The organism is Coleofasciculaceae cyanobacterium (genome assembly GCA_036703275.1).
Taxonomy (GTDB): domain Bacteria; phylum Cyanobacteriota; class Cyanobacteriia; order Cyanobacteriales; family Xenococcaceae; genus Waterburya.
Genome location: DATNPK010000076.1, coordinates 184,251 through 210,028, shown reverse-complemented (window position 1 = coordinate 210,028; position 25,778 = coordinate 184,251). Strand labels below are relative to the sequence as shown.

Here is a 25,778-nt window from a genome sequence, read left to right as displayed (position 1 = left end):
ATTTAATTTTAGGTATTTCAAGAACAATCTTAAACTAACCTTGTAATATTTGCGATGTCTGCTAAGGTAACAAAATCTACATAGTAAATGCTTTATAGGTATTTGTATAAAGTATCTCTTTGTTGTTTTGGTCGATTTAAAGACGCGATCGCCTGTTCTAGACTTTCTACCGTCATGCAGGTTCCTCCTTGCGCTCCAGCCATAGTTGTAATATGTTCTTCCATCAACGTGCCGCCAATATCGTTGCAACCACTTTGCAAAGCCTGTTTAGCTCCTTCTAAGCCGATTTTGACCCAGCTTGGTTGGTGATTGACTATCCAATTCCCTAAAAAGATTCGAGCAACGGCAGTTAGATGCAGCACCTCTGCAACTAAAGGTTGATCCCTACCGACGCGATGGCGAATCGGAGCAGGAGCTTCTTGTCCCACAAAAGGTAAAATAATGAACTCAGTGATCTTAGCGGGATAATTGTTACTAACAGCAGCTTGCTGGAGCGATCGCAATTGGTCTAAATGTTCGATTTGCTGTCGAGCAGTTTCAACATGACCAGAAAGCATCGTGCTGGTGGTAGGTATACTTAAACGATGAGCCAAGCTGATAATTTCTACCCAAGTCGCACTGTCAATTTTTTCAGGACAAATTATCTTTCTGACGCGGTCGTCTAAAATTTCGGCTGCTGTACCTGGCATTGAGCCTAATCCTGCTCTTTTTAAAGCTGACAGCACTTTTTCGTAGCTAATACCGTCTTCTCTGGCAATAAACTGGATTTCTTGCGGAGAAAAAGCGTGTAAATGTAGTTGCGGAAAATGTGATTTAATTTCTTTAACTAAGTTGAGATAGTAATTCAAGGAACTACCATTATGTTTTGCTTGGGGATTTAATCCACCCTGCATACATATTTCTGTTGCTCCAATACAGACAGCTTCAGTAGCTTTAGCAATTATTTGTTCAGTATTGAGCCAAAATGAGCCGACCTCACCAGCATCACGGCGAAAAGCGCAGAAACTACAGTGCTGCTCGCAGATATTAGTAAAGTTTATATTACGGTTAATTACATAGGTAACGGTATCGCCTACCTGTTTGTCGCGTAGGCGATCTGCTGTCTGAGCAATAAGCGATCGCACTTCTAAATCTTGTTCTTGAATCAGATATATTCCCTCTTCTACCGAAATATCTGCTCTTGCTGCTCTCGATAAAATATCTGTAACTAGACTCGTTTGGGCTTGATTAACCACTTTTTGTGTTGATTAGATTTAAAAATATTCTTTGCTTAAGGTAATTATATTGGAAAGAGCATAGTATGTACTTCATATGACTGTCGCAATGCCGATGCCTTTGAGTAAAATTTCTTACTGCCAATTTTGTTCGGCTCTTTTTAGTACATAGGCACTAACCTCAGCTATTTGTTCGGTAGTTAGTTTATCCCCATAAGCCGACATGATACCCTTGCCGTTAGTTACCAGAGTTGCGATCGCAGCTTGAGTATCTACTTTATTTCTGTGGAGAGCCTTCAACTTTAAATTTTTCCCTCGTCGTACAATATTACCTCCTTTGACATGACAGCCAGCGCAGTTAGCTTTGAACACTGCTGCACCATTATTTGAGTGTGCCATCGTATCAGCAAGAGCAGGGGCATCAATCGCAGTCACTAAAACAAATATTGCGAGCAAAACTATAAAAATGATTTTTCGCAAAATAATAATCTCCTTTAAAGATAAACAATCAGTTGATTTAAGTCTCTCTTTGACTAGTTCTTAGTTATAAATTGATAAATAGAAAAAAAATCCGCCTCCCCTTTTAAAAGTAGATCTAAAAGGGTCAGAATTTTGAGGCGATCGCTTAAAACTCGCGAATTTCGGGCTTACCGTCTTTTATTGCCCCTACTAATACAATATCGGCTACACCGACAAATAGTCCGTTTTCTAAAACTCCAGGAAAATTGTTGATCGTTTTTTCCATCTCACCAGGGTTATCAATATGGTCAAACTTAACGTCGATGACTAAGTTGCCCTGATCGGTAACTACGGGGCCAGCTTTTTTAACACCCATTCGTAGTTCTGGTTTGCCGCCCAACTTTTCTAAACTACGCATTACAGGAGCAACTGCCATCGGAATAACTTCGACAGGCAATAAAAACGTCGATCCCAGCCGCTCTACCAACTTGCCATCATCGACTACCACAACAAACTCATTTGCTAGAGAGTCTACAACTTTTTCGCGGGTATGTGCCGCCCCACCGCCTTTAATCAGATTTTTCTGGGGATCTACCTCGTCAGCACCATCGATTGCAATGTCAATATGGTCGATAGCATCTAGAGTAACCAAGGGGATCTTAAACTTTTTGGCTAATACCTCTGCCTGAAATGAAGTCGGCACACCGACAATATTTTTAATTTCGCCTTTGGATAAGCGATCGCCAATATATTCAATCGCATAGGCAGCAGTTGAACCCGATCCTAGTCCAACAATTGAGTCCGATTGAACACGGGCAGCAGCAGCTCTGCCCACTTCTTGTTTCATGGTTTTGACAGGATCAGTCATTAAATTAATCTCCCTATACCTTCATAATTATTTGAGCTGAGACTTATCTTCTCAGATATCTGTCCCAAAATTAGTATTACTGACAATCAAATATGTAATTTTAATCTGGGTTAATTCAAGTTAAAAAAGTCAAAAAAATTACGGTGTTCAATCACCCCAAGTTTCCTTTTGAGTCATTGTCACCGTTTTAAAATTCAAAGTCTTTAAACAGTATTATCGTTGCCGTACTTTACGCGATTAATAAGCTTAATTATTAGCAGAGGCCAACATTTCTTTTAGCTTGGCTAATTCATCTGCCCAACGAGGATCGGGTTGAATAGTACTACTCTGTTGTTTTTGATTAGTACTAGGCTTTTTACTGTTACTGGGTTTTTTACTACTTTTGCGTTTCGGGGCATTACCACTATTACCACTATTACCAGTAGTCTCCGCAGGTGCATTTTCTTCCTCGCCTTTAGAACGAGGTAGAGCTTTTTCGATTTTCAAAGGGCTGTCCATAAAAGACTGACCATTGTATTTTTCCATAAACCGATCTGCTGCTTCATCACTAGCAACGGTAACGAAAGCAAAACCACGACATTTTCCAGTTTTTCGATCTTTGATAACTTTAGTAGAAACCTGGTCTCCTTCATCTGCAAACATTGCAGCCAAGGCATCGCGATCGATTTCTTCTTTTGGTAGGTTACCCACGTATAGACGAATAGACATAAAACTATAATCTCCCAAGCTAATTTTATTCCAACATTGTGTGCAGAGCGAACGCTTTTTTGATGGCAACTGAGCCAAAATATAATGAATTGTCTAAAAGCTTTTTATAGACGAATCTTTTGGTGAACCAACTCAACTTTTTTACATCACCAGACATCATACCTAAGATGCACACTTCCTGCTAACTCGAGCAGTTGAAAATGGCTAACACTTATCTTGCAATGCACTGGTTATTAAACTTGGCGTTAGTTTCAATTATCGCCTCAGTAGCTTAAAAAACAGCTGTAACTGGAAATAATGCTAATCAGTAACAGCTTCGCTGTACAGGCTGGAGCAACCCCAGCTTAGCCTACACTTAATTTATTTTAAAGTTGAATCCTATTTTAAATTCTGCACCATATCTAATTATTACAGAACGTTTACACAATTAGCTAATTTATTCGATTTATTTATCCTTTTTTAGCAATATTTCAGCCTTAAGTCAGAGTTAAAACTCCTTTTAATAGTTGACAATCAACTATTATGATAAGTATAACCAAAAGTAGTGTTTGTCAAAATATTGTTACATTGGGTTACATTAAAAGTAATCTGAGTCTAATTGACAGACAATCTAAAAATTAGGAGTGTTTTTTATGTCAGATTCAATGAAACTGTCTCTAGAGCAAAAATTTAATATTCGCTCATTTGAGACTCAAGTTCAATCAATGAGCCATGAACAAGCTCAAGAATTTCTAGTTAAGCTCTATGAGCAAATGATCCTTAAGGACAATATGTATCAACACTTTATTCGTCATCAATGGGGAATAGATTCTCCGCCAACGATATAAAGTATCTAGATCGTACTTGATTACGCCTCCTTCTCTCGCTGGTTTCCAGGAAAAAAGCTGGGGATGTTGGGGTTAATACTCAAGAAAAAATAAGAAAATTAAGATTATTGCGAGTGTCGAACCTTTTATTTGTTAGTCTAAAAAAAAGATTTGTCATTTAGCTCATATGTTTCAAAGTTGCTTAATCTGCACAGATTTTACCGACGGTTTGTACCGTTTCCTTGATTGCGTGCCAAGCTTGGCTCAAAGTGGTCTAAAGAAAATCGTTTTCTTTCATAGTGTTCCGCTTTGGGAAGAAGGAGAAGTGCCAAGAGTAGATGATGAAAAAATAGAGCGAGCTAAACAACGCTTTGAGAAAGCTTTAGAGCATGCTCCTTCCGGTGTAGATGTTCAAATAGAAGTCCTTTCAGGAAAACCCCTCGATACAATTCCTAGAGTATTGAAAAAGCATCCCGTAGATGTAATTATGACGGGAACTCCAATTAGAAGTTTATTACAAGAGAAATTTTTTGGCAGCACCAGCGCTGGATTAGCGAAAGCCACCAGCCAACCACTCAATATTATTCGCCCCGAACTAATCACTACCTATACTCTTGAAGAGTTGCACTTACGCTGTCGTCATCTTTGGCGTTATCTACTGATTCCCTACAACAATAGTGAGACTGCTCGTTATTTGATTGAAGAAATTAAAAAGTATGCCCAGAATCGCCCAGAAAATTCGCTAAAGCAGTGTATGCTAATGTCGGTGGTTGATGATTGCGGTAGGAAGTCGATTTTAGCCAAACAGCGAGTAGAAGAGGCAAAAGCTAATCTACAATCGGTAAAAAAAGAACTAGAAGCTTTAGATCTTGAAGTAGATACTCTGGTAAAAGTAGGCAATCCTTTGCAGGAAATTACTACTGCTGCTTTGGATTTCGACATTAGCGCGATCGCCATTGCTACAGATTATCGCAACAGTCTTTTCCAGTGGACGGTTCGCAGTTTTGCCAATGATATGATGCGTAGTAGCTGGTTTCCCGTATTGTTATTCTCGCCTAAAAAGTAATTTTATTTTTTGTAGCTGCAAGCTTTTTTGTGAGAATCGGCAAACATTAATTAACTATTCTTCCTCCGTATTCCATTGTTTTGATTTTTCGGCTGCTTTGAACTGTTGCTTTTTGGGTTTCGGTTTGGTCGTAATGAGCTGCAATTGTGGGTGTTGAGGTTGCTCGTAGCTTTGCTCACCGCGACGGCGTTCTGATGTTCTTTCTTCACTAGTGTTTTCTGTCACAACCTCGTAGAGAATCGCCTGTTTATTACTGGTATTGCCTTTTCTTAGCACTCTACCTAATCTTTGAATATATTCTCTAGTAGAACCTGTACCAGACAGAATAATTGCAATTCGAGCATCGGGTACATCTACCCCTTCATTGAGTACGTGAGACGCTACTAAAGTTTTATATTCTCCTGCTTTAAATCTGGTTAAAATATCGTGACGTTCTTTAACCGCAGTCTGATAAGTAATAGCGGGAATCAAAAACTGTTGCGAGATGCGATAAACAGTGGCGTTATCATTAGTGAAAATTAAAATGCGTTCTGTGGAATGTTTTTCGATTAAGTCAATCAATACACGGATTTTGGCATCTGTACCCAAAGCGATCTCTTTTGCTTGTCGGTGAGCTAACATCGCTTTTCTACCTTGGGGCGATCGCGCGCTAGCTTGGACAAATAGCTGCCATCCTTGAAGGCTACCTAAAGAAATATTAGACTGACGCAAAAATTTACTCCGTATCGCGATCGCCTCTTCGTATTTTAATTGTTCTAGCTCAGATAGTTTGACTCGCATCTGGACTATTTTGTGATTGGCTAAGGCTGCACCAGAGAGTTCTTCAGGGGTTTTACGATAGATAATTTTGCCAATTAGAGTATCTAAATGGCGGTGAGTACCGTCGCTGCGTTCAGGAGTCGCAGTTAACCCCAAGCGATAAGGAGCGATCGCATATTCGGCAATTACTTTAAAAAAGTCGGTCGGTAAATGATGGCACTCATCAAAGATTTGCAGTGCATAACGATTACCCAAGGTTTCGGCGTGAATTGCTGCACTGTTGTAGGTAGCAATCAAAATCGGAGTGCGATCGCGTGAACCACCACCCAACAAACCCACTTCTGCATGAGGAAAAGCAGATTCAATCTGAGCATACCACTGATGCATTAAATCTAGAGTTGGCACCACAATCAAAGTAGTGCGAGGCGTAGACTGCATTGCTAACTCAGCTAAATAAGTCTTGCCAGCTGCGGTAGGCAAAACTACGACTCCCTGCCTTCGCGCCTGTTTCCATGCCTGTAATGCCTCTGTCTGATGGGGATAGGGTTCGAGTTGCGATCTAGATTTTAGTTCCAGATTGTAAAATTCTCTGGCTTCGTCAATAATTTTTTTGTCATCTGCCTGGAGAGCTTCTACGAGAGAACGGTAATAAATCGCGGGAATGCGAAACTTTTCTATGCGATCGTCCCAAGTGGCATAATCCAACCAAGCTTGGCCCTTTGGGGGTGGATGTAAGATTAAAGTTCCGCGATCGAATTTTAGCTTGGGCGATCGAGGCATAAATTACACTGAGTTTTGGCAGCACAAAATTGATAGTTGCTTTTAATCAAATTACCGCTTTATTTAGACAAATTGCAAGGTGTTTTCCTCTTGAACCCTAAAATTGTTGAGATGAAATTTTAATTGTAGTTCTGGTCAATAAGTTGTGCAGACTACGTAAATGCTATAGTACATACTTCTAAAAATAGCTTTTAGTGTTTATTAGGATGACTACAGATTATTATTAGTAAATTACAGCCATTTAAGTTTAAACCTTAAACTTTTTACGAAGTTTTGTATTAAATATTTAAACACTTGCGATAATTAATTGCGATCAAAAGGAATTTAGATACAAATTACTATGGCGAAGATTTTGCTTACTGGTGGTGCGGGTTATATTGGCTCTCATACTGTAAAAAAGCTAGGAGAAGCTGGTTATGAGATTGTTATTTATGACAATCTGTCTACAGGTTCAGCAGCAGCGATACTGTATGGCGAATTAATTCAAGGAGAATTAAATGACCCACAGCGTTTGGCACAGGTCTTTACCCAACACCAGTTTGATGCTGTACTTCATTTTGCAGCCAGCATTTCCGTTCCCGAATCTTTAGAGAAGCCCCTCAATTATTACTACAACAATACTTGTAACGTAGTTAATTTATTGCAGTGTTGCCAAAAGTTTGATGTTAACCAGTTGGTCTTTTCAAGTACGGCTGCGGTATACGGCGAAATTCAGGAATATCCTGTTCGAGAATCTTCTCCTACCTTACCCATTAATCCTTACGGCAAATCAAAGTTGATGAGTGAGACTATTATTCGTGACTATGCTCGAGCTTCAGAGCTTAAATATGTCATCTTACGTTATTTTAACGTGGCAGGAGCCGACAGTTCTGGCAAAATTGGTCAGATGGGGAACAAAGCCGCCCATTTAATCAAGGTAGGTTGTGATGCAGCTTTGGGAATTCGTTCGAGCGCTAGTATTTTTGGGACAGACTATCCTACTCCTGACGGTACAGGAGTTCGGGATTACATTCATGTTGAGGATCTAGCTGCTGCTCACATTGATGCTTTAACTTATCTGGAAAAGGAAGCTACTAGCCAAATATTCAACTGTGGCTATGGCAGTGGTTATAGCGTTAAAGAGGTATTGTCTAAAATTCAAGAAATTTCTGGGGTAGATTTCCCAGTGATTGAATCTCCTCGTAGACTGGGCGATCCCGCTTGTGTTGTAGCTTCTGGAGCTAAAATTCGCGAAGTAATCGGCTGGAAACCCCAACATGATTCTTTAGATGAAATTGTTAGTTCTGCTCTTGCTTGGGAAAAGAAAAAATTAAACAGCCAGATTTAGTTTTAATTAGCTAGGAACAGGAAGAGTTTTCAGAAGATCTTGCACTACTCCCGCAGCAGTTTGACCTGAAAAACGTGCTTGAGGCTGCATAACTAACCTGTGAGCAATGACCATAACTGCCAATTCTTGTATTTGTTCTGGGGCAACAAATTTATAACCATCAAATAAAGCTAAGGCTTGAGCCACCTTCATTAATGCCAAAGAACCTCTGGGACTGCTTCCTAACTGTATTCCTTCGGCGGTACGGGTCGCATTAACTAGATCGACCAAATAGCGTTTCATGACATCGCTAACCCTAACTTGTTCTACCTGCTGTATTAGTGCGATCGCTTCTGAGAGAGAAACGCAGGGTTTAATCTTATCTAGGGGATGATTCTGAAGTTGAGCTGATAAAATTTTTACCTCATTTTCAGGTGCAACATACCCCAAGCTAAACTGGAGCGCAAAACGATCCATCTGAGCTTCAGGCAAAGGATATGTTCCATGAGAACCGACTGGATTTTGAGTCGCAATCACCAAAAATAGATCGGGTAACTTTCTAATTTGACCATCCACGCTTACCTGAGACTCAGCCATCGCTTCCAATAGTGCCGACTGGGTGCGAGGAGAAGCACGGTTAATTTCATCTACCAAAACAATATTGGCAAAAATTGGACCTTCATGAAACTGGAAAGTGCGATCGCTTTGATTAAAAATGGAGATGCCAATAATATCGGAGGGCAGCAAATCGGGAGTAAACTGAATGCGTTTAAACCGAGCATCAATTGAATAAGCCAAAGCTTTAGCTAAGGTAGTCTTACCTGTACCAGGATAATCTTCTAATAAGACATGACCACCACTGGCAAACCCAGCTAGTAAGTTTCTAATCGCGGTTGATTGCCCTTGTACTACCTGCTGAATATTGTGGTAAATCTTCTGATAAATTTCTTGTCCAGAAACAGTACCAATTTCTGAGTTGTTTCGATTCATAGTGACTATCTTGTCTTTAATCGCTCATACACCCTCTTTATCTTGCCCAGTCAGAGGCTGAAAATTATAGTCAAAATTTATCTGTATTTTTTTAAAAATAGTTAGCTATAGCAAATGGCAGTTTGAACATGGTCAAACTGCCATTTAAAAAAAATAAGCTCGATTAAGATAGTAATTTATTTCAAACTTTTATCATCGGCGATCTTTTATTATCAAGAATCGGAATACGTACCAAAAAGCAGGTACCAATATTGAGTTCACTGGTGACAGAAATTCTTCCATCATGACGTTTGGCGATCGCTGCCGAAATAGCTAAACCCAAACCTGTACCGCCCTCTCGATGAGAACGAGCTTTGGTGGCTCGCCAAAAGCGATCGAAAACTTTAGAGATTTGGTCTGGAGCAATGCCTATACCCGTATCGCGGACGCTAATCACGGCAAAACGATTTTGTCGATATAAATCTAAACTGACTCTACCTTCATTTGGAGTATATTGCAGAGCATTTTCTAACAAATTTGAGAAAAGTCGAGAAAGCTGAGGAATGTCTCCTAACACATGAATTTCCTCCCTGAATTTTGACTGAAACACGATTTTTTTATCGCTAGCCAAAGGTTCTAAGAGTACAAAGCAGTTCTGCAGAATTTGATTGAGAAATACTGGGGTTAATTTGCGCTCATTTACAGGTAGTTCCGCATCGGCATCGGCGCGGGCTAAAAATAGCAAATCGCCTAACATCTCACTCATCTGTAGTGTAGCACCAGCGATCGCCTCTAGTTTTTTGGTATCTTTAGGATGAACTCGCTCTGGATGAGTACGCATAATATCTACAGAAGCTTTGATCGCCGTTAGGGGGCTACGCAGTTCATGAGACGCATCGGCAGTAAACTGTTTTAGCTGTAAAAAACTAGCTTCAATCGGTTGAATTGCTTTTTGCGTCAGCCAGAAGCCACCCAAGCCAATCAAAATTAAAGTCAGCATACCCCCAATAATTAAAATTGTGAATAGCTGCTCTTCTGCTTGCTCTATTTCTTGGTTAGATTGAGTTGCTCTAATAAAACCAACTAAAGTAGGAGGACCTGCTTCATTATTTCTGCGAATAAACATTGAAAGAGTATGAGTCCGAAACACTTCTTCGGTATCGGGATTTTGAATGAATGTCGTGCCTACTTCTGGAGGAACATCTAGCTCGATCAAACCTTTTCTACCCAACAACTTTCCTTTCTCGTCAAACCATTCTAGGCTTTGTCGATCTCGGTTAAAAATATCGCGCCAGGGAACTTCTTCTACTTGACTAAGATAGGAGTTACCGCGCTCTTGCACTGCCGTAAAAGAAGGTGTAGCCGATTGAGCTAAGGTTAATAATTTTCGGTCGAGTTGTTGATAAAGATTGCGTCGAAATACAACATAAACCCCCGTGCCAAAAACACTTAAGATAGCTGCCATGACTATCAAATAGTACAGTAGCAGACGCGATCGCAAGTCTTGATGCATTATTGTTCAACCTAATTATTTGACCTGTTGGGGTTCTTCTTTCAGACGATATCCCAAACCATAAACAGTCTCAATTAAATCGTGGGGTGCGCCAGCAGCTTCTAATTTTTGTCTTAACCCTCTAATATGGGCTTTGACGGTTGCTTCTTCTGGGACTTGTTCAAAAGACCAGAGATGTTCCAAAATTTGAGCGCGACTAAACACGCGACGACCATTACGTAAAAAAAATTCTAGTAACTTGTATTCTTTAGGGCTTAGAGGCAAAAGCGTCTCTTGATAAAAGACTTCACAACTACTTGGGTCAAGGCGTAATTTTTCCCAACTCAAAATAGGAGGCAAGCTACTGCTTCCTCGACGCAACAGGGCGCGTATCCGAGCCGATAATTCATCTAATTCAAAAGGTTTGACTAAATAGTCATCTGCACCTGCATCTAAGCCGACAATTTTGTTTTCCAAAGTATCTTGAGCAGTCAACATCAAAATAGGAAGATTGAAGCCTTTTTTACGTAGCTTTTGGCATAAAGTAATCCCATCTATTTTGGGTAACATAACATCGAGCAGCACTAGATCGTAAGTAAACACATCTAGTAAATCCCAGGCACTTTGACCATCATAGACCGCTTCAACAGCATAATGGAGATCGCTGAGATACTCTACTACCGCATCACTGATACGTTCATCATCTTCTACTACTAAAATTTTCATAAACCTTTTCTAACTAAACTTGATTAAATGGCTAGCTAATATGGATCTAGTTGCACTCCTGGCTATAGTATCGTAAGTAAATAGGGAACAACAATCAAGCTTCAACAGCGTCACGCAGGATGCCAAGAGCGAAAAATCTTAATTACCTTTAGAAGGTAGGGTTAGCCGAATTTCAAAGTTTAACGATTCTTCTATGATTAGAGTAGCGTAAAAAAAATTAATAAAAGCTAAATAAGAATTTTTATGGGACTATTCGGTTTAGGCAAACCAGCCACAACTCCTTCTTCTCAAGAAGCATTACCAGGGCGCGATCGAGCTATGCCAGTACCAGAAAAGCATCATGTTAACGGTAATCCTCTTAAGCCACCTTTTCCTAAAAATATGGAACAGGCAGTTTTTGGTTTGGGTTGCTTTTGGGGCGCAGAAAGAAAATTTTGGCAGCAGGAAGGGGTGTACACTACGGCAGCTGGCTATGCGGCAGGACATACTCCTAATCCTACCTATCAAGAGGTTTGCTCTGGTATGACGGGACATAACGAGGTTGTTTTGGTGGTTTACGATCCCGCTAAAATCAGTTACGAAGAATTATTGAAAGTATTTTGGGAAAGTCATAATCCTACCCAAGGAATGCGTCAGGGTAACGATCGCGGTACTCAATATCGTTCTGGTATTTATACTTATACCCCAGAGCAAAAACAATTGGCAGAAGCTTCTTTGGCAGCTTATCAGCAAGAATTAAGTAAAGCTGGTTATGACCCAATTACTACCGAAATTATTGATGCTCCAGAATTTTATTACGCTGAAGATTATCATCAGCAGTATCTTAGTAAAGTGCCAAATGGTTACTGCGGTTTAGGTGGCGTAGGCGTTTGCTATCCTGCTAATTAGGATTTAAATAGCTTTTAGAGATAGAATCGATACTGCGATCGCTTGGTCGTTCGCCCAATAATTATCCTAATCGGTGATAAAATCTTTGATTCTCTGCCAAACTTGCTCGACTAAATCGGGGCTGGTATTATCAAACCAATTAATTTGCTGATTCTTCTTAAACCAGGTGCGTTGCCGTTTAGCAAATTGCCGAGTATGAGTTATAATTTGGGCGATAGCCTGTTCTAAACTGAGCTTCCCCGCCAAATATTGTTTTATTTCAGTGTATCCCAGGGTATTTAACAAAGGCAGCTGTTCGCCATACTTTTGACAGAGATACTCTACTTCCTGAACTAGCCCCAGCTCAATCATTTGCTTGGTACGAGTAGCTATGCGCCGATCTAAAATGGCAACCTCGCAATCTAAGCCAATTTGTAAAATAGGATAATTAGGCGGATTTTCACCCTGTTGGGCAGAAATAGGTGTTCCTGTGACATAAAATACTTCTAACGCTCTCAACGTTCTAAATTGGTCATTAGGATGGATTTTTCGCGCTGCAATCGGATCTACCTGAACCAACCAAGGGTAAATTTGAGCTTGTCCCAGAGAAGATAATTGCGATCGCAATTCTGGTTGAGGAGAGACTAAAGGAATTTTTAAGCCTTTGGTAATAGAATCTAGATATAACCCTGTTCCACCAACCAGTAGAGGAGGGTTATTAGTCTTGCTATTAATAATTATTTTTTGAGTTTGCTGTTGATATTCAGCCAGGGTTAATGTTTCTGTTGGTTCACAAATATCTATTTGATAATGAGCTACTAACTTTTGTTCTACTAGAGATGGCTTCGCTGTACCAAGATCAAATTTTTTATATATCTGACGAGAATCAGCGCTGATAATAATTGAATCTAAGCGCTGGGCAATTTCTAAAGCCAAACCAGATTTACCACTAGCAGTTGCGCCACAAATTACAATCAGCATAATTCCAGAGTTAAAAGTCAAGAGTTTTCTCAAGCAGGATCGAGATTGAAAGCTGCAAGGTGGAAACAAAATTTTAGCGATCGCCATTGCTAGTTTGACTAAGAAGGCGATCGCTTTTTAATCATCGATGTTGCTGCTGATAAAACCGCTTTCCATTCTTGAACTACTCGAATGCTTACCTTTTACATCGAACAACGACATGGCAGTGTAACGTTGACTGGTAATGTCCTTAGTTTTGAAATCAACCGTTTTCTGTCAATAGTTATCAACCGCATTGATCCATAATTATTTTAGACATTCTAATTCCCTGAAAGTTACCTATTTTAAATAATGTCTATTTTGATTTTTAAGTAATTACACTGTAGTTACTTAAATTTAACACTACCAAAAACCAACTATCGATGTCTGACTCACAAGCGATTAACCAAGCCGTTGCCAATTTATATAACACCTATCCTTTCCCTCCCGATCCTCTGTCCGATCTTGAACCTCCTGGCTATAACTGGCGGTGGAATTGGATTTCGGCATATAGTTTTTGTACGGGAATCAAACCCGTAAGCGAAGATATTCGCATTTTAGATGCAGGCTGCGGTACAGGTTCGAGTACGGATTACTTAATCCACCTTAATTCAGAAGCGGAAGTGACGGCGATCGATATTAGCGAGAAAGCTTTAGAAATTGCGGAAAAACGTTGTCATCGTTCGGGAGTAATTGCTAAACACGCCAAATCCGTTAAGTTTTTAAATCTTAGACTAGAAGAAGCAACTCAGCTAGAAGGAGAGTTTGATTTTATCAATAGCGTTGGCGTACTGCACCATTTACCTGAACCAGAAAAAGGTATTCAGGCGTTAGCGAAGAAATTAAAGCCAGGAGGAATCTTTCACATCTTTGTTTATGCTGAATTAGGACGTTGGGAAATTAGTTTAATGCAAAAAGCGATCGCGCTTTTACAAGGAGATAAACGGGGAGACTATCGCGATGGGGTAAAAGTTGGTCGGGAAATTTTGGCTAATTTGCCAGAAAATAACCGCATTTTGCAACAAGAAACCAAATTATGGTCATTAGAAAATCATCGTGATGAATCTTTTGCCGATATGTACGTTCATCCCCAAGAAATTGACTATAACGTCGAAACACTGTTTGATTTAATTGATGCTTCAGGCTTAGATTTTGTGGGATTTTCTAATCCTGGATATTGGCAGTTAGAGAGGCTAATGGGTAAATCGCCTGAACTAATCAAAAGAGCCGAGAGTTTGAGCGATCGCCAATTATATCGTTTAATCGAATTACTCGATCCTAATTTGACTCATTACGAATTCTTCTTAGCAAAACCGCCTTTAAGTCAGCAAAATTGGTCTGATGACCAACTGTTAAGTCAAGCAATTCCCGAACTTAATCCTTGTATGCAGGGCTTTCCCAGTCAAAACTTCCTCAATTTTGAATACCAAATGGTTCACCTATCAGAATCAGAGTATCAGTTTATGCTTGCTTGCGACAAAAATACTGAAAAACAAGCTAATGTCGGCGAGATCTTAAGTCATTGCCAATTAGATTTAGCCGGAGTGCGATCTCTATTTAAACGACAGTTAATTATTTTAAGTCGTCGATCGACAATAAAAAACTCAAACCCATAAGTTCAACTAAATTTCTTTAAATTAACCATTTAGAAATTTTTAATAATTGGTTACATTACCATGATATGATTTCTGGGTACTGTGACTACTCAGCATTATTGCAAGGTTCGTAGTGTTGCTGAGTAATACCTTAGTAAACAATTATTGGGCTAAGGTAAATTCCATTATTTAAATGGATAAATAGCCGTCTAAATTGATCTACATTATTTATGTAGAGAATTTTAGTAGTAGCAGTAACCAAAAATAAGAATGGATTCGCATTCGAGTAACGTACCTTTGTCCAACCAATCTCCCGAACCATCACTAGTTCAAGACGAACAGATTACTCATCATGATGCTACTTCTTTAGAAGCTTATGATTCAATGGCAGATTTTTATCAATTACAGCGATCGTTGTTGTTAACTACTCTGGTATTGATGGGAATAATTTTTCCCATTGTGTGGTTTTTTTGCTCCCTTAATATTGCTTTCAATTATTTATTGGGTGCAGTTGTCGGACTAGTGTATTTGAGAATGTTAGCCAAAGATGTTGAACGCCTAGGTCAACAACGTCTCGGTGCTAAAGGATTAGGACTTTTTGTCATCCTGATACTAGTTGCTAGCAAATGGCAACAGCTACACATTCTTCCTGTCTTTCTTGGATTTCTAACTTATAAACCAGCGATCATTATCTACACTGTAAAGTCAATCTTTTGGTCAACAGAGAAAGTAGAAAACGACGCCTAAAATAAGAGATTTTTAGAGAAACTACGAGAACAGTTTTAATTTAATGTTTTGTTCAATCTAGGCGTATGGAAATTTTAGGTGCTTTGACTTTTCTAAATACTTATACCCTGGCGGAATTGGAAGTTGGCGAACATTTTCTTTGGAAAATCGGCAATTTTACAGTTCATGGACAGGTTTTTCTCAATTCTTGGATCGTAATAGGTCTTTTAGTAATAGCTTCTTTAGCTGCCACGCGGAACATTCAAAAAATTCCCAGTGGGATTCAAAACTTTATGGAATTTGTCCTAGAGTTTATTCGAGATTTGGTGAGAAATCAGATCGGCGAAAAAGAATATCGCGACTGGGTGCCTTTTATCGGCACTTTGTTTTTGTTCATCTTTGTGTCAAATTGGTCAGGGGCGCTAGTGCCTTGGAAACTCCTTGAGTTACCATCGGGTGAACTAGCTGCCCCTACAAATGACATTAATACAACGGTGGCTCTAGCATTGCTTACTTCCTTGGCGTATTTTTACGCTGGGCTAAAAAAGAAGGGACTGAATTACTTCAAACACTATATTGAACCAACTCCTGTTCTACTTCCCATTGCAATTCTAGAAGATTTCACCAAACCTCTTTCTCTAAGTTTCCGTCTTTTTGGTAATATTTTGGCTGACGAACTAGTAGTTGCTGTACTAGTACTTTTAGTTCCGTTATTCATCCCATTACCAGTAATGGCACTGGGCTTATTTACTAGTGCGATTCAAGCTTTGGTGTTTGCTACCCTCGCAGGAGCATATATACACGAAGCTTTAGTAGATCATCACGATTAAGAGGTTGAATTTAGAAGTAATCTAACTTCTAAAATTCTGTTTAAGTATTGAAGCATATTATTTTGATAGCTTCACTCCATTTTTAAGTTCTTTCAGTAAATTTAAAGTAGGTAAAATTTCATGGATATTCAAGCTGCTTCCGTTATCGCTGCTGCATTAGCTATTGGTTTGGCTGCAATCGGCCCTGGTATTGGACAAGGTAATGCTTCTGGTCAAGCAGTAGCCGGTATTGCTCGTCAACCCGAAGCTGAAGGTAAAATCCGCGGTACTCTTCTATTAACTTTGGCGTTCATGGAATCTTTGACCATCTATGGTCTAGTAGTCGCCTTGGTATTATTATTTGCCAACCCCTTTGTATAAATTTTTCTAAAAATCTGTTAGGGATACTCCAAGAGTGTCTCTACAGGTTTGATTGTTCAATCCAATTTGCCCTATAAAAAATGTTTGATTTTGATGCGACTTTGCCTTTAATGGCAGTGCAGTTTTTGGTCTTAACAGCACTGTTAAACGCAGTATTTTACAAGCCATTAATGAAGGTGCTGGATGAACGAGAGGATTATCTTCGCAGTGGTGATACTGGTTCTAAAGATAAGCTAGCTAAAGCGGAAAGCATTGTCAAAGAATATGAGAGACAAATAGCCCAAGCGCGCCGAGAATCTCAAGATCTGATCCAAAAAGCCCAAGCAGAAGCCAAGGAAATTACGACAACCAAAATAGCCACGGCTCAACAAGAAGTTCAATCCCAAAGAGAAGCAGCAACTCAAGAAATAGAGCAGCAGAAAGCAACAGCTTTTGCAACTTTAGAGCAGCAAATAGATTCTCTATCTCGTCAAATCTTAGAAAAAATACTCGACCCAGAATTAGTCAAATAAGTCAAACAAAATTGATTAATTGCGGTCATAAATGAAAAAAATAACAAAACTCAAAATCTGGGTATGATAGAGACTTTATTATTTCTAGCAGAAGCAAACTCAGAGGTTGAAAGCGGTTTTGGTTTAAACTTAGATATTTTTGAAACAAACCTAATCAACCTTACTCTCCTAGTGGGAATACTAGTTTATTTTGGTAAACCATTACTGACTAAAACTTTAAGCGAAAGACGTGCCAAAATTGCCGAGCAAATTCAAGCAGTTGAGCAGAAGAAAAAACAAGCTGAAGTTACTCTAGCAAACGAACAGAAAAAGCTAGAGGAAGCTAAATCAACAGCCGCCAAAATTCGCTCTGAAGCAACTACCAACGCTCAAAAAGCAAGAGAAACAATCTTGGCTCAAGGAGAAAAAGAAGTTCAACGCCTTAAAGAGATTGCAGGTAAAGACCTGAGTTCCGAACAAGAAAAAGCGATCGCCCAGCTAAGAGAACGTGTCGTGGCATTAGCTTTGGAACGGGCAAGATCTCAAATGGAAAATGTTCTCAACGATGACGTACAGGGCAAGCTCATCGATAGCAGTATCGCTAAATTAGGAGGTTAATCATCATGAGTGGAACTCTAATCAATAGTGAAGTTGGAGAACCCTATGCTCAGGCATTAATGTCTCTGGCACAGCAGCGTGATTTAACTAATCAGTTTGGTGAAACTTTTCGTTCTCTAGATTCTTTGCTCTCGGAGTCCAAAGAATTTAAAGATTTTGTGCTTAATCCAGTGATCAAAGGGGAAGATAAAAAAGCAGTACTGAAGCAGGTATTGGGTAGCGACGCAAACCCTTACTTAGTAAACTTCATGATGCTGTTGATTGACAAGAGGCGGATTGTATTTTTGGAGCCAATTGTAGAGCAATATTTGAACTTACTGCGCAAGCTAAATCAAACCGTTTTAGCAGAGGTCACTTCCGCTACCAAGTTAAGCGATTCGCAAAAGCAGAACATAATTGAGAAGGTAAAAGCGATCGCTGATGCTCGTGATGTAGAGCTAAAAACCAGCATTGACTCCGACTTGATTGGTGGGGTTATTATCAAAGTTGGCTCAAAAGTGATCGATGCCAGCATTCGCGGACAACTCCGTCGTATTAGTATCAGCTTAAATCAATAAACCACAAATCAGACGCAGCAACTATCTTAGGGATTGCGTTGACGATAAATAACAAAAAACTAACTCTTACATACAAAGAAAGCTATGGTTAGCATCAGACCAGACGAAATTAGTAGCATTATTAAGCAGCAGATCGAGTCTTACGAGCAGGATGTTCAAGTATCCAATGTAGGTACAGTGCTTCAGGTAGGTGACGGCATTGCTCGTATCTACGGTCTAGAACAGGCAATGGCAGGAGAACTTCTAGAGTTTGAAGACGGTACTGTCGGTATTGCCCTCAACTTGGAAGAAGATAACGTCGGTGCCGTACTTATGGGTGACGGTTTTGGTATCCAGGAAGGTAGTACCGTTAAAGCAACTAGCAAAATCGCTTCTATTCCTGTAGGAGAAGCTTTGACGGGTAGAGTCGTTGACTCTTTAGCACGCCCTCTAGATGGCAAGGGCGATATCAACACCGATCAAACTCGCCTGATTGAATCAATGGCACCAGGAATTATTGCCCGTAAGTCAGTTTGTGAGCCGATGCAAACGGGGATTACCGCAATTGATGCCATGATTCCCGTAGGTCGTGGTCAGCGCGAGTTGATTATCGGTGATAGACAAACAGGCAAAACTGCCGTAGCCGTAGATACGATCATTAACCAGCAGGGCGAAGATGTAATTTGCGTCTATGTTGCAGTAGGACAAAAAGCTTCTACAGTGGCACAAGTAGTCAATACCCTAGAAGAAAAGGGTGCGATGAATTACACTGTCGTCGTAGCTGCTAATGCCAACGATCCCGCTACTCTACAGTATCTCGCTCCCTATACAGGTGCGGCGATCGCGGAATACTTTATGTATAAAGGCAAAGCAACCTTGATTGTCTATGATGACCTGACTAAGCAAGCTCAAGCATATCGTCAAATGTCCTTGCTATTACGTCGTCCACCAGGTCGTGAAGCATATCCAGGAGACGTATTTTATCTTCACTCTCGTCTACTAGAACGTGCTGCAAAACTGAGTGATGCATTAGGTGGCGGTAGCATGACTGCTCTACCAATTATTGAAACTCAAGCTGGTGACGTATCAGCTTATATTCCTACCAACGTAATTTCCATTACCGACGGGCAGATATTCCTGTCTTCTGACTTGTTTAACGCGGGTTTCCGCCCTGCAATCAATGCTGGTATTTCCGTATCACGCGTAGGTTCTGCTGCTCAAACCAAAGCAATGAAGCAGGTTGCAGGTAAACTCAAGCTAGAACTAGCTCAGTTTGCTGAACTAGAAGCATTTGCTCAGTTTGCCTCAGACTTAGATGCAGCGACTCAAAACCAGCTAGCCAGGGGTCAACGTCTACGTCAGATCCTTAAACAGGCTCAAGGTTCTCCTCTGTCAGTAGCAGAGCAGGTAGCCAAAGTATACGCTGGCTTAAATGGCTATTTAGATGATGTTCCTGTCGATAAAGCGAGTGAGTTTGCTCAAGGATTACAACAATATCTGGGTAACAGTAAAGCTAAGTATGGGGAAATCATCGCTGCTGAGAAAAAACTAACCGATGAAGCAGAAAACCTACTCAAAGAAGGTATTAACGAATTTAAACAATCCTTCATGGCAACAGCGTAGCTTTTTGGGGTAAGGGGTTAAGGGTAAAGGTCAAGGGTTTGATTAGTTCTTTGCTCTTTTCCTTATAGTCCCATCCTTTATCCCTGATAATTTATCTTTTAAAAAATATGGCTAATTTAAAAGCGATTCGCGATCGCATCGCATCGGTAAAAAACACTAAAAAAATCACGGAAGCAATGCGCTTGGTCGCTGCTGCTAAAGTTCGTCGCGCCCAAGAACAGGTAAACTTTACTCGCCCTTTTGCCGATAGTTTGGCACAAGTTCTTTATAATATTCAAGACAAACTACAGTTTGAAGATGTCGATCTACCTCTGTTTCAACAAAGAGAAATTAACAAGGTTGGTCTATTAGTAGTTAGTGGCGATCGCGGTTTATGTGGCGGTTACAATGCCAACGTAATTCGTAGAGCTGAAAATAGAGCCAAGGAATTATCAGCACAGGGTATTGAGTATACTTATGTCTTGATTGGGCGTAAAGCGAAGCAATATTTTGGTAATCGTAATGCTCCTACTGAAAAAACTTTTGTCGGACTAGAGCAAATTCCTACCGCACCCGAAGCAGCGGAAATTGGCGATGAATTACTATCTCTGTTTTTAGCAGAAGAAGTAGACAAGGTGGAGCTTATCTATACTAAGTTTGTTTCCTTAATTGCTTCTAAGCCTGTAATTCAAACTTTATTACCGCTAACAACAGGTAGCTTAGCAGTAAAAGATGACGAAATCTTTCGCCTTACTAGTAAAGGCGGTGCATTTGGTGTAGAAAGGCAAAGCGTCACCTCAAAAGTTGAAACATATCCGAAAGATACAATTTTTGAACAAGATCCCGTACAGATCTTAGATGCTTTACTGCCTCTATATCTCAACAACCAAATTTTGCGTTCTTTACAAGAAGCAGCAGCTAGTGAACTTGCAGCGAGAATGACGGCGATGAATAATGCGAGTGAGAATGCAACTGAACTAATGGGAACTTTAACCTTGTCCTATAACAAAGCTAGACAAGCTGCAATTACACAGGAACTTTCCGAGGTAGTTGCTGGTGCTAATGCCTTGTAAGATGAGGTTAATTAGCTTCTTTAAATTAGCTAGTTTTAAGCTCTAAGCTAAGTTATATATTTAATCTAACGTTCAGAAGCAATCTGAACGTTTTTCATTTGGCAGCAAAACTATTAAAAAGCGATCGCTTTAGGCATAAGTTATTTAATTCTTACTTCCTTTGCTTGATATCCTTCTGTACAAAGTGGTACGCGAATTTCTTGAAACTCAATACCTAGTTTAGCCAGAATCAGCCAAGCACGAAGCGACCATGATAAGTAATTTTTATTGCCAATAACTAGTTGTGGGATTCCCATTTTATTGCTTATAGCCTATTTTTGCCTTTAATCTTAGAAGATTCTAAATTAAGGCGATCGCAGTAGAAAAGGAGCATAAAAAAAAAGCTTTGGCAATCTCTACCACTCTATCGACAATGTGCTGTTTGTTATAGCGACTTTTGGGAAGCCTACGAACAGGTAATTCCTTCAAAACGTTATCAAGCTATAGGAAAAGCGAAACAACGCGGTCTTGGGGGTTTCCCCGCAGAGCTTCGCTCAGATCGTCGTCTTCGACGACTGGCGGGCTATTCGCCCGCGCAGCGATTGTTTCAAGAAGAAACGGGAAAAACTAATTATATCGAGAGATTTAACTGTACATTAAGCCAAAGGGTTTCTCGTTTAGTCAGGAAGACTCTTTCATTTTCCAAGAAAATCGAAAATCAGATCGGGGCAATTTGGTACTTTGTCCATTACTATATGCGAAGCGGTATCCTTTAGGACAACACATCCTCACATCTTTAGGACTACCAATAAATCTTCTATTACTCCATCGCGATCCCTGCGATCAACTACAAATTGTAGTCGATCGCAGACAATCGTATTCATTTTCCTTCAGACAATGCCAAGCCTATTACCTATTACCTGTTGCCTTTATTCATTCGATCGGCACTAATTTATATAGAGTTTCATTACCGTCATTGTTATTAGGTTGCTTGTTTTCTCTATTTTCTCCAGGTTGTTTGACAGTATTAATTATGTCTGCTGTAGTTTTGACGGTGTTATTAACGCTTTGGGCGGTATTCATAACAGTACTTACTGTAGATTTTACAGTTTCGTTAACATCGTCGGCTGTACTTTTAAAAGTTACTTCTACATCTTGAAATGTATCGTTAACGACTACGGCAACACTTTGAACTGCTTCCCCTACGTCTTTGACAGTATTGTTGATGTTTGTAGCTGTCTTGTCTACTACGCTTCCTGCTTTTTGAATGTTTTGATTGATTCGAGAAATTGCACTTTTGCTAGATAAAATGCTTGCAACTCCACCTAAAGTAGCACCGATTAGCATTCCAGTTAACAGTCTTACTATTTCGCTCTTGGGAGTTTTCGTTGTTGTATCGGTATTTGATGGCACGCGATCAGACTCTTCTGTAAAGCTACTATTTTCGATTCGATCAATTGAAATTTGATTGCTATTAGTCATTTTTTTTCTCAATTGTTGATTTATTGAAACGAAAAGTAGCCAATAACTTTAACGAGTTTTTACTTGTAATTTTATGGCTACCTTTTTATGCTTATTGTCGAGCTTGCCTATGCAACGTTACGGTTTTTATTTTGTATGGTCGAAAATTCCATTGAGAAACCTAATTTGCTGACAAACTTTTTGCTTTTAATAATTGGAACCCATAATGTCGTCTTCTGCTAAAGACTTTTCTTTATTAAGTAGATCTGTGCTAGCAGCATTATAATCGTTTAATTCCTCAACACTTGAATTGGTAGCTGGTCGATCGTACTGTACGATATCGCTAGTAGAATCTATTTCAGTCGCCAAAGATGATGTGGCTGATTCAGTTGTATTTTTAACGTTATTGGCGGTATCGGCTACAGCTTGATTAATATTTTCGGCAGTATCTTGAACAGAATTTGCTGCTTGTTGAGTTACTTCACCAACCCCTTTGATCGCTTCTTGTGCGCCACCCACAACTGTATGACTGACACCTTTACCTATACTGGTAACTACCTCTCCCAAACCTTTAGCAGTAGAATTTAAACCTTCCCCTACATTTTTAAAACCAGAACTGACACCTTTAGAAGTTTGCTTGAAAGCTTCAGAGGTTTTTTTGCCATTTAAAAGACCATTTAATGCACCCAAGCTAACACCGATTAATCCTCCCATTAACGCCCCTGCTAAAAGGGGATTAAGATTTTTGTCTGTAGTTTTATTTCCATTTACAGACATAGGAGTACTATTCGTCGCGTATTTTTGTTCTGTAGGAGTTGTTCTCGAAGCGTTAGTTGTACCTGCCGAACGAGTATAAGATGTTTCGGGATTGACGGTTTGATAATTTTGATCGTACTGAATATTTGGTTGTCTATTTTCACCAATCATGGTCACTTGCTCCAGTGGGATGTTATTTACAGATAATTTTAACAATTGAAATTGCCAACTTAATCTATCTTAAGCCGCAGCAAATGAACTAGCAGCCAGAATGACGGCGATGAATAATGCTAGTGAAAATGCGACAGATTTGATGGGCAATTTAACCTTGTCCTACAACCAAGCTAGACAAGCTGCAATTACACAGGAACTTTCTGAGGTAGTTGCTGGTGCTAATGCTTTGTAATATCCCTTTGATGTGAATTAGCTTCGTTCAAATTAGCTAGTTTTTAGCTCTAAGCTCTAAGCGAAATTATACATCATATATTTTAGGCAACGTTCAGAGGAAATCTGAGCGTTTTTTTATGAGGTGGCTCTTATACTAATCCCAATTTTCATTAGTCTCAGTTATTACTGCGCCACCAGCCACGAACTAACCTAATTTCTTCATAGCTATATTCTTCTCCCAAACTATCTTTAATCGTTTTGAGAGTCATATCTCCTACCTGTTTAATTACCTCGATAATTGCCTGCTGTTTATCGGCTGTAACCAGTTGATTAAGCGCAACTGGCTGATTCATTTCAATTAGTTCACTTAAATGGCTATTGATTGTGCCGACAGCAAAACCTCGGTTTTGGGCTATTTCGACGACGCTTAAGCCCTGTTGATGAAGCTGTAGGGTAGCCATCTGACTTTTAGAGGGAACACTAAGGGGTAACTTGTGCTGTTCGTTGAATTCCAAAATTGCCGAAATAAAGCGATCGCCGTACTGTTGTGCTTTATATTCATTGACTCCCGATAGATCGGCAAAATCATTAATATTCTTGGGGCGTACCTGTGCCATCAACTTCAGGCTAGAATCAGCGAAAATCATGTAGGGGGCAAGAGAGTTGCGATCGGCAATTTGCTTACGCAGCTGACGTAGTTTTTCAAAGAGTAATTCTGCTTCTGCCTGACGCGGATTATATGCTACTGTGGTTTGGCTCTGATACTTATCTACCGCAATCTTCACCGCTAGATGACCGCGGAAAATTTCCCAACTGCGTTTATTAAGTTTAAGTATAGGATAGCCATCAGTTGTTTGTCCTACCAAGCCTTGATGCACCAAACTTCGCCCTAGCATCCGCCACTCCTCAGCAGTTCTTCCTTTGCCAATACCGTAAGTAGACAAAAGATGATGTCCGTATTGATGAATCTTTTGTTTGCGAGAACCAATGAGAACATCGACAATATGATTAGTGCCAAATTTTTCTTGACAACGAGCAACACAGGAAAGAAACTTTTGCGCTTCTTCCGTCCAGTCTTCAATTGGTTTGGGATTGAGACAGTTATCACATTTGCCGCAGTTGCCTTGGTATTTCTCGCCGAAATAGCGCAGGATAATTTGGCGACGACAATCATGCCCTTCGGCATAGTCAATTACCTGCTTTAACTGTTGCATGGCAATCTTTTGTTCGGTACGATCTGGCTTTTTATCGATTAGAAATTCAATTTTTTGGCGATCGCTCAGACTAAAAAATAAAATTGACTTCGAAGGTTCACCATCTCTACCCGCCCTACCTGATTCTTGATAGAAACTTTCTAAACTACGGGGCAAATCGTAATGAAAGACAAAGCGCACATCGGGTTTATTTATTCCCATTCCAAAGGCAACGGTGGCAACAATTACCTGAATATCATCTCGGAGAAAACTAGTTTGATTGCTACTACGCTCTCGATCTGATAATCCTGCATGATACGGTAGCGCATCAATACCATCATGCTTTAATCTGGTGGCAACTTCTTCAACACGGTTACGACTCAGACAATAAACTATCCCTGCACCCGATTCGTTACGGAGCGCTCGAAGCATTTTACGGTATATATTACGGTCTTTAGGCTGTATTTCGTAATGAATATTACTGCGATCAAAGCTAGCAACGTGAACATCGGGCGATCGCAAGTCTAGCTGTTGGATTATATCTTGTCGTACTCTTTTAGTAGCAGTGGCGGTAAGTGCCTGGAGGGGAATCTGCGGATAACGTTGGCGAATTAATTTTAATTTACTATACTCAGGTCGAAAGTCATGCCCCCATTCCGAGACACAGTGCGCCTCATCAATGGCGATCGCGCTTATGCCGACATCGTTTTGTATTCGCTCCAGAAATAAAGCAAATCTTTGATTTAAAAGTCTTTCAGGGGCAACATAGAGTAGCTTAATTTGATTCTTTAGAATAGCTATCTGGCGCGATCGCCTTTCGTCGTATTCCAGAGTACTGTTGAGATAGGTTGCATCAATACCATTGTCCTGCAAAGCATCAACCTGATCCTGCATCAGGGCAATTAACGGCGAGACAACAATAGTTATCCCTTTTCTGAGTAAAGCTGGTAATTGAAAACAAAGAGATTTCCCGCCTCCAGTAGGCATGATCGTCAGTAAATCTTTATTCTGTAATGCTGCTTCAATAATTTTCTTTTGTCCAGGACGAAAAGTGTCGTAGCCAAAGAAATGTTTTAAAGCTGACTCTAAAGAGGCAAAAGTTGACATAACCAAGCAACGGGATATCAGTTTCTACATCATTGTAGAAGTGAA

The 25,778-nt window shown here is 39.9% G+C and carries 26 protein-coding genes and 2 pseudogenes; 15 read left to right on the top strand and 13 right to left on the bottom strand.

Annotated elements, in window-relative coordinates; translation table 11 throughout:
• Positions 1 to 92: 92 nt before the first annotated feature.
• The 4 genes from cofH to V6C71_14555 all read right to left on the bottom strand — a co-directional run bounded on the left by cofH (position 93) and on the right by V6C71_14555 (position 3,249).
• Positions 93 to 1,235, bottom strand: coding sequence for a 7,8-didemethyl-8-hydroxy-5-deazariboflavin synthase subunit CofH (cofH, locus tag V6C71_14570; GenBank protein ID HEY9769698.1), 1,143 nt, complete (start codon positions 1,233 to 1,235; stop codon positions 93 to 95).
• 114 nt (positions 1,236 to 1,349) lie between these two features.
• Positions 1,350 to 1,694: a c-type cytochrome gene (locus V6C71_14565; protein HEY9769697.1), complete on the bottom strand. Its 345-nt coding sequence runs from the start codon at positions 1,692 to 1,694 to the stop codon at positions 1,350 to 1,352.
• A 145-nt stretch (positions 1,695 to 1,839) separates the two neighbouring features.
• Positions 1,840 to 2,541, bottom strand: a complete 702-nt coding sequence (gene rpiA, locus V6C71_14560; protein HEY9769696.1) for a ribose-5-phosphate isomerase RpiA — start codon at positions 2,539 to 2,541, stop codon at positions 1,840 to 1,842.
• Between the two features lie 246 nt (positions 2,542 to 2,787).
• On the bottom strand, positions 2,788 to 3,249 hold the full coding sequence (locus tag V6C71_14555; GenBank protein HEY9769695.1) for an RNA-binding protein: 462 nt from the start codon (positions 3,247 to 3,249) through the stop codon (positions 2,788 to 2,790).
• 632 nt (positions 3,250 to 3,881) lie between these two features.
• On the opposite strand from V6C71_14555, the gene V6C71_14550 reads away from it, so the two are divergent.
• Together V6C71_14550 and V6C71_14545 are read left to right on the top strand one after the other, a co-directional pair.
• Positions 3,882 to 4,076 (top strand): NblA/ycf18 family protein, encoded by a 195-nt coding sequence (locus V6C71_14550; protein ID HEY9769694.1) that lies wholly within the window; start codon positions 3,882 to 3,884, stop codon positions 4,074 to 4,076.
• A 166-nt stretch (positions 4,077 to 4,242) separates the two neighbouring features.
• Positions 4,243 to 5,121 (top strand): universal stress protein, encoded by an 879-nt coding sequence (locus V6C71_14545; protein ID HEY9769693.1) that lies wholly within the window; start codon positions 4,243 to 4,245, stop codon positions 5,119 to 5,121.
• A gap of 54 nt (positions 5,122 to 5,175) precedes the next feature.
• Here the strand turns inward: V6C71_14545 and V6C71_14540 are convergent, their stop codons facing one another.
• Complete coding sequence (locus V6C71_14540; GenBank protein ID HEY9769692.1) at positions 5,176 to 6,660, bottom strand: DEAD/DEAH box helicase family protein; 1,485 nt, start codon at positions 6,658 to 6,660, stop codon at positions 5,176 to 5,178.
• Positions 6,661 to 7,000: 340 nt separating this feature from the next.
• On the opposite strand from V6C71_14540, the gene galE reads away from it, so the two are divergent.
• The gene (gene galE, locus V6C71_14535) at positions 7,001 to 7,987 is read left to right on the top strand and encodes a UDP-glucose 4-epimerase GalE (GenBank protein HEY9769691.1); all 987 of its coding nucleotides are present in this window, start codon (positions 7,001 to 7,003) and stop codon (positions 7,985 to 7,987) included.
• Positions 7,988 to 7,993: 6 nt separating this feature from the next.
• Here the strand turns inward: galE and V6C71_14530 are convergent, their stop codons facing one another.
• The 3 genes from V6C71_14530 to V6C71_14520 form a co-directional block, all read right to left on the bottom strand.
• Positions 7,994 to 8,956, bottom strand: a complete 963-nt coding sequence (locus V6C71_14530; GenBank protein HEY9769690.1) for a MoxR family ATPase — start codon at positions 8,954 to 8,956, stop codon at positions 7,994 to 7,996.
• A 181-nt stretch (positions 8,957 to 9,137) separates the two neighbouring features.
• A complete protein-coding gene (locus tag V6C71_14525; GenBank protein ID HEY9769689.1) occupies positions 9,138 to 10,448 on the bottom strand; it encodes a HAMP domain-containing sensor histidine kinase in 1,311 nt (436 codons plus the stop codon).
• A 15-nt stretch (positions 10,449 to 10,463) separates the two neighbouring features.
• Positions 10,464 to 11,153 (bottom strand): response regulator transcription factor, encoded by a 690-nt coding sequence (locus V6C71_14520; protein ID HEY9769688.1) that lies wholly within the window; start codon positions 11,151 to 11,153, stop codon positions 10,464 to 10,466.
• Between the two features lie 243 nt (positions 11,154 to 11,396).
• Here V6C71_14520 and msrA point away from each other — a divergent pair, with 243 nt between their 5' ends.
• Entirely contained in the window at positions 11,397 to 12,041 is a 645-nt protein-coding gene (gene msrA / locus V6C71_14515) for a peptide-methionine (S)-S-oxide reductase MsrA (GenBank protein HEY9769687.1), read from the top strand.
• Positions 12,042 to 12,107: 66 nt separating this feature from the next.
• Here msrA and miaA read toward each other — a convergent pair whose 3' ends face one another.
• On the bottom strand, positions 12,108 to 13,001 hold the full coding sequence (miaA, locus tag V6C71_14510; protein ID HEY9769686.1) for a tRNA (adenosine(37)-N6)-dimethylallyltransferase MiaA: 894 nt from the start codon (positions 12,999 to 13,001) through the stop codon (positions 12,108 to 12,110).
• A gap of 401 nt (positions 13,002 to 13,402) precedes the next feature.
• Here miaA and V6C71_14505 point away from each other — a divergent pair, with 401 nt between their 5' ends.
• The 9 genes from V6C71_14505 (at position 13,403) to V6C71_14465 (ending at position 20,850) form a co-directional block, all read left to right on the top strand.
• Positions 13,403 to 14,635, top strand: coding sequence for a class I SAM-dependent methyltransferase (locus V6C71_14505; GenBank protein ID HEY9769685.1), 1,233 nt, complete (start codon positions 13,403 to 13,405; stop codon positions 14,633 to 14,635).
• Positions 14,636 to 14,884: 249 nt separating this feature from the next.
• Positions 14,885 to 15,361, top strand: coding sequence for an ATP synthase subunit I (locus tag V6C71_14500; GenBank protein HEY9769684.1), 477 nt, complete (start codon positions 14,885 to 14,887; stop codon positions 15,359 to 15,361).
• 65 nt (positions 15,362 to 15,426) lie between these two features.
• Complete coding sequence (gene atpB / locus V6C71_14495) at positions 15,427 to 16,170, top strand: F0F1 ATP synthase subunit A (GenBank protein HEY9769683.1); 744 nt, start codon at positions 15,427 to 15,429, stop codon at positions 16,168 to 16,170.
• Positions 16,171 to 16,290: 120 nt separating this feature from the next.
• Entirely contained in the window at positions 16,291 to 16,530 is a 240-nt protein-coding gene (gene atpE, locus V6C71_14490; protein HEY9769682.1) for an ATP synthase F0 subunit C, read from the top strand.
• Positions 16,531 to 16,610: 80 nt separating this feature from the next.
• The gene (locus V6C71_14485; GenBank protein HEY9769681.1) at positions 16,611 to 17,042 is read left to right on the top strand and encodes a F0F1 ATP synthase subunit B'; all 432 of its coding nucleotides are present in this window, start codon (positions 16,611 to 16,613) and stop codon (positions 17,040 to 17,042) included.
• Positions 17,043 to 17,105: 63 nt separating this feature from the next.
• Entirely contained in the window at positions 17,106 to 17,639 is a 534-nt protein-coding gene (locus V6C71_14480) for a F0F1 ATP synthase subunit B (GenBank protein HEY9769680.1), read from the top strand.
• A gap of 5 nt (positions 17,640 to 17,644) precedes the next feature.
• Positions 17,645 to 18,196, top strand: a complete 552-nt coding sequence (gene atpH / locus V6C71_14475; protein ID HEY9769679.1) for an ATP synthase F1 subunit delta — start codon at positions 17,645 to 17,647, stop codon at positions 18,194 to 18,196.
• 84 nt (positions 18,197 to 18,280) lie between these two features.
• Complete coding sequence (gene atpA / locus V6C71_14470) at positions 18,281 to 19,798, top strand: F0F1 ATP synthase subunit alpha (GenBank protein ID HEY9769678.1); 1,518 nt, start codon at positions 18,281 to 18,283, stop codon at positions 19,796 to 19,798.
• 107 nt (positions 19,799 to 19,905) lie between these two features.
• The gene (locus V6C71_14465) at positions 19,906 to 20,850 is read left to right on the top strand and encodes a F0F1 ATP synthase subunit gamma (protein HEY9769677.1); all 945 of its coding nucleotides are present in this window, start codon (positions 19,906 to 19,908) and stop codon (positions 20,848 to 20,850) included.
• Between the two features lie 140 nt (positions 20,851 to 20,990).
• Here the strand turns inward: V6C71_14465 and V6C71_14460 are convergent, their stop codons facing one another.
• Positions 20,991 to 21,146, bottom strand: a complete 156-nt coding sequence (locus V6C71_14460; GenBank protein ID HEY9769676.1) for a hypothetical protein — start codon at positions 21,144 to 21,146, stop codon at positions 20,991 to 20,993.
• Between the two features lie 294 nt (positions 21,147 to 21,440).
• Here V6C71_14460 and V6C71_14455 point away from each other — a divergent pair.
• A pseudogene (locus tag V6C71_14455) lies at positions 21,441 to 21,605 on the top strand (IS1 family transposase).
• Positions 21,606 to 21,762: 157 nt separating this feature from the next.
• Here V6C71_14455 and V6C71_14450 read toward each other — a convergent pair.
• Both V6C71_14450 and V6C71_14445 read right to left on the bottom strand, forming a co-directional pair.
• Positions 21,763 to 22,311 (bottom strand): hypothetical protein, encoded by a 549-nt coding sequence (locus V6C71_14450; GenBank protein ID HEY9769675.1) that lies wholly within the window; start codon positions 22,309 to 22,311, stop codon positions 21,763 to 21,765.
• A gap of 186 nt (positions 22,312 to 22,497) precedes the next feature.
• Positions 22,498 to 23,217: a hypothetical protein gene (locus tag V6C71_14445; protein HEY9769674.1), complete on the bottom strand. Its 720-nt coding sequence runs from the start codon at positions 23,215 to 23,217 to the stop codon at positions 22,498 to 22,500.
• 88 nt (positions 23,218 to 23,305) lie between these two features.
• Between V6C71_14445 and V6C71_14440 the strand changes: the two are divergent.
• Positions 23,306 to 23,452, top strand: a pseudogene (locus V6C71_14440) (F0F1 ATP synthase subunit gamma).
• A gap of 157 nt (positions 23,453 to 23,609) precedes the next feature.
• Here the strand turns inward: V6C71_14440 and recQ are convergent.
• Entirely contained in the window at positions 23,610 to 25,733 is a 2,124-nt protein-coding gene (gene recQ, locus V6C71_14435) for a DNA helicase RecQ (GenBank protein ID HEY9769673.1), read from the bottom strand.
• Positions 25,734 to 25,778: the final 45 nt, after the last annotated feature.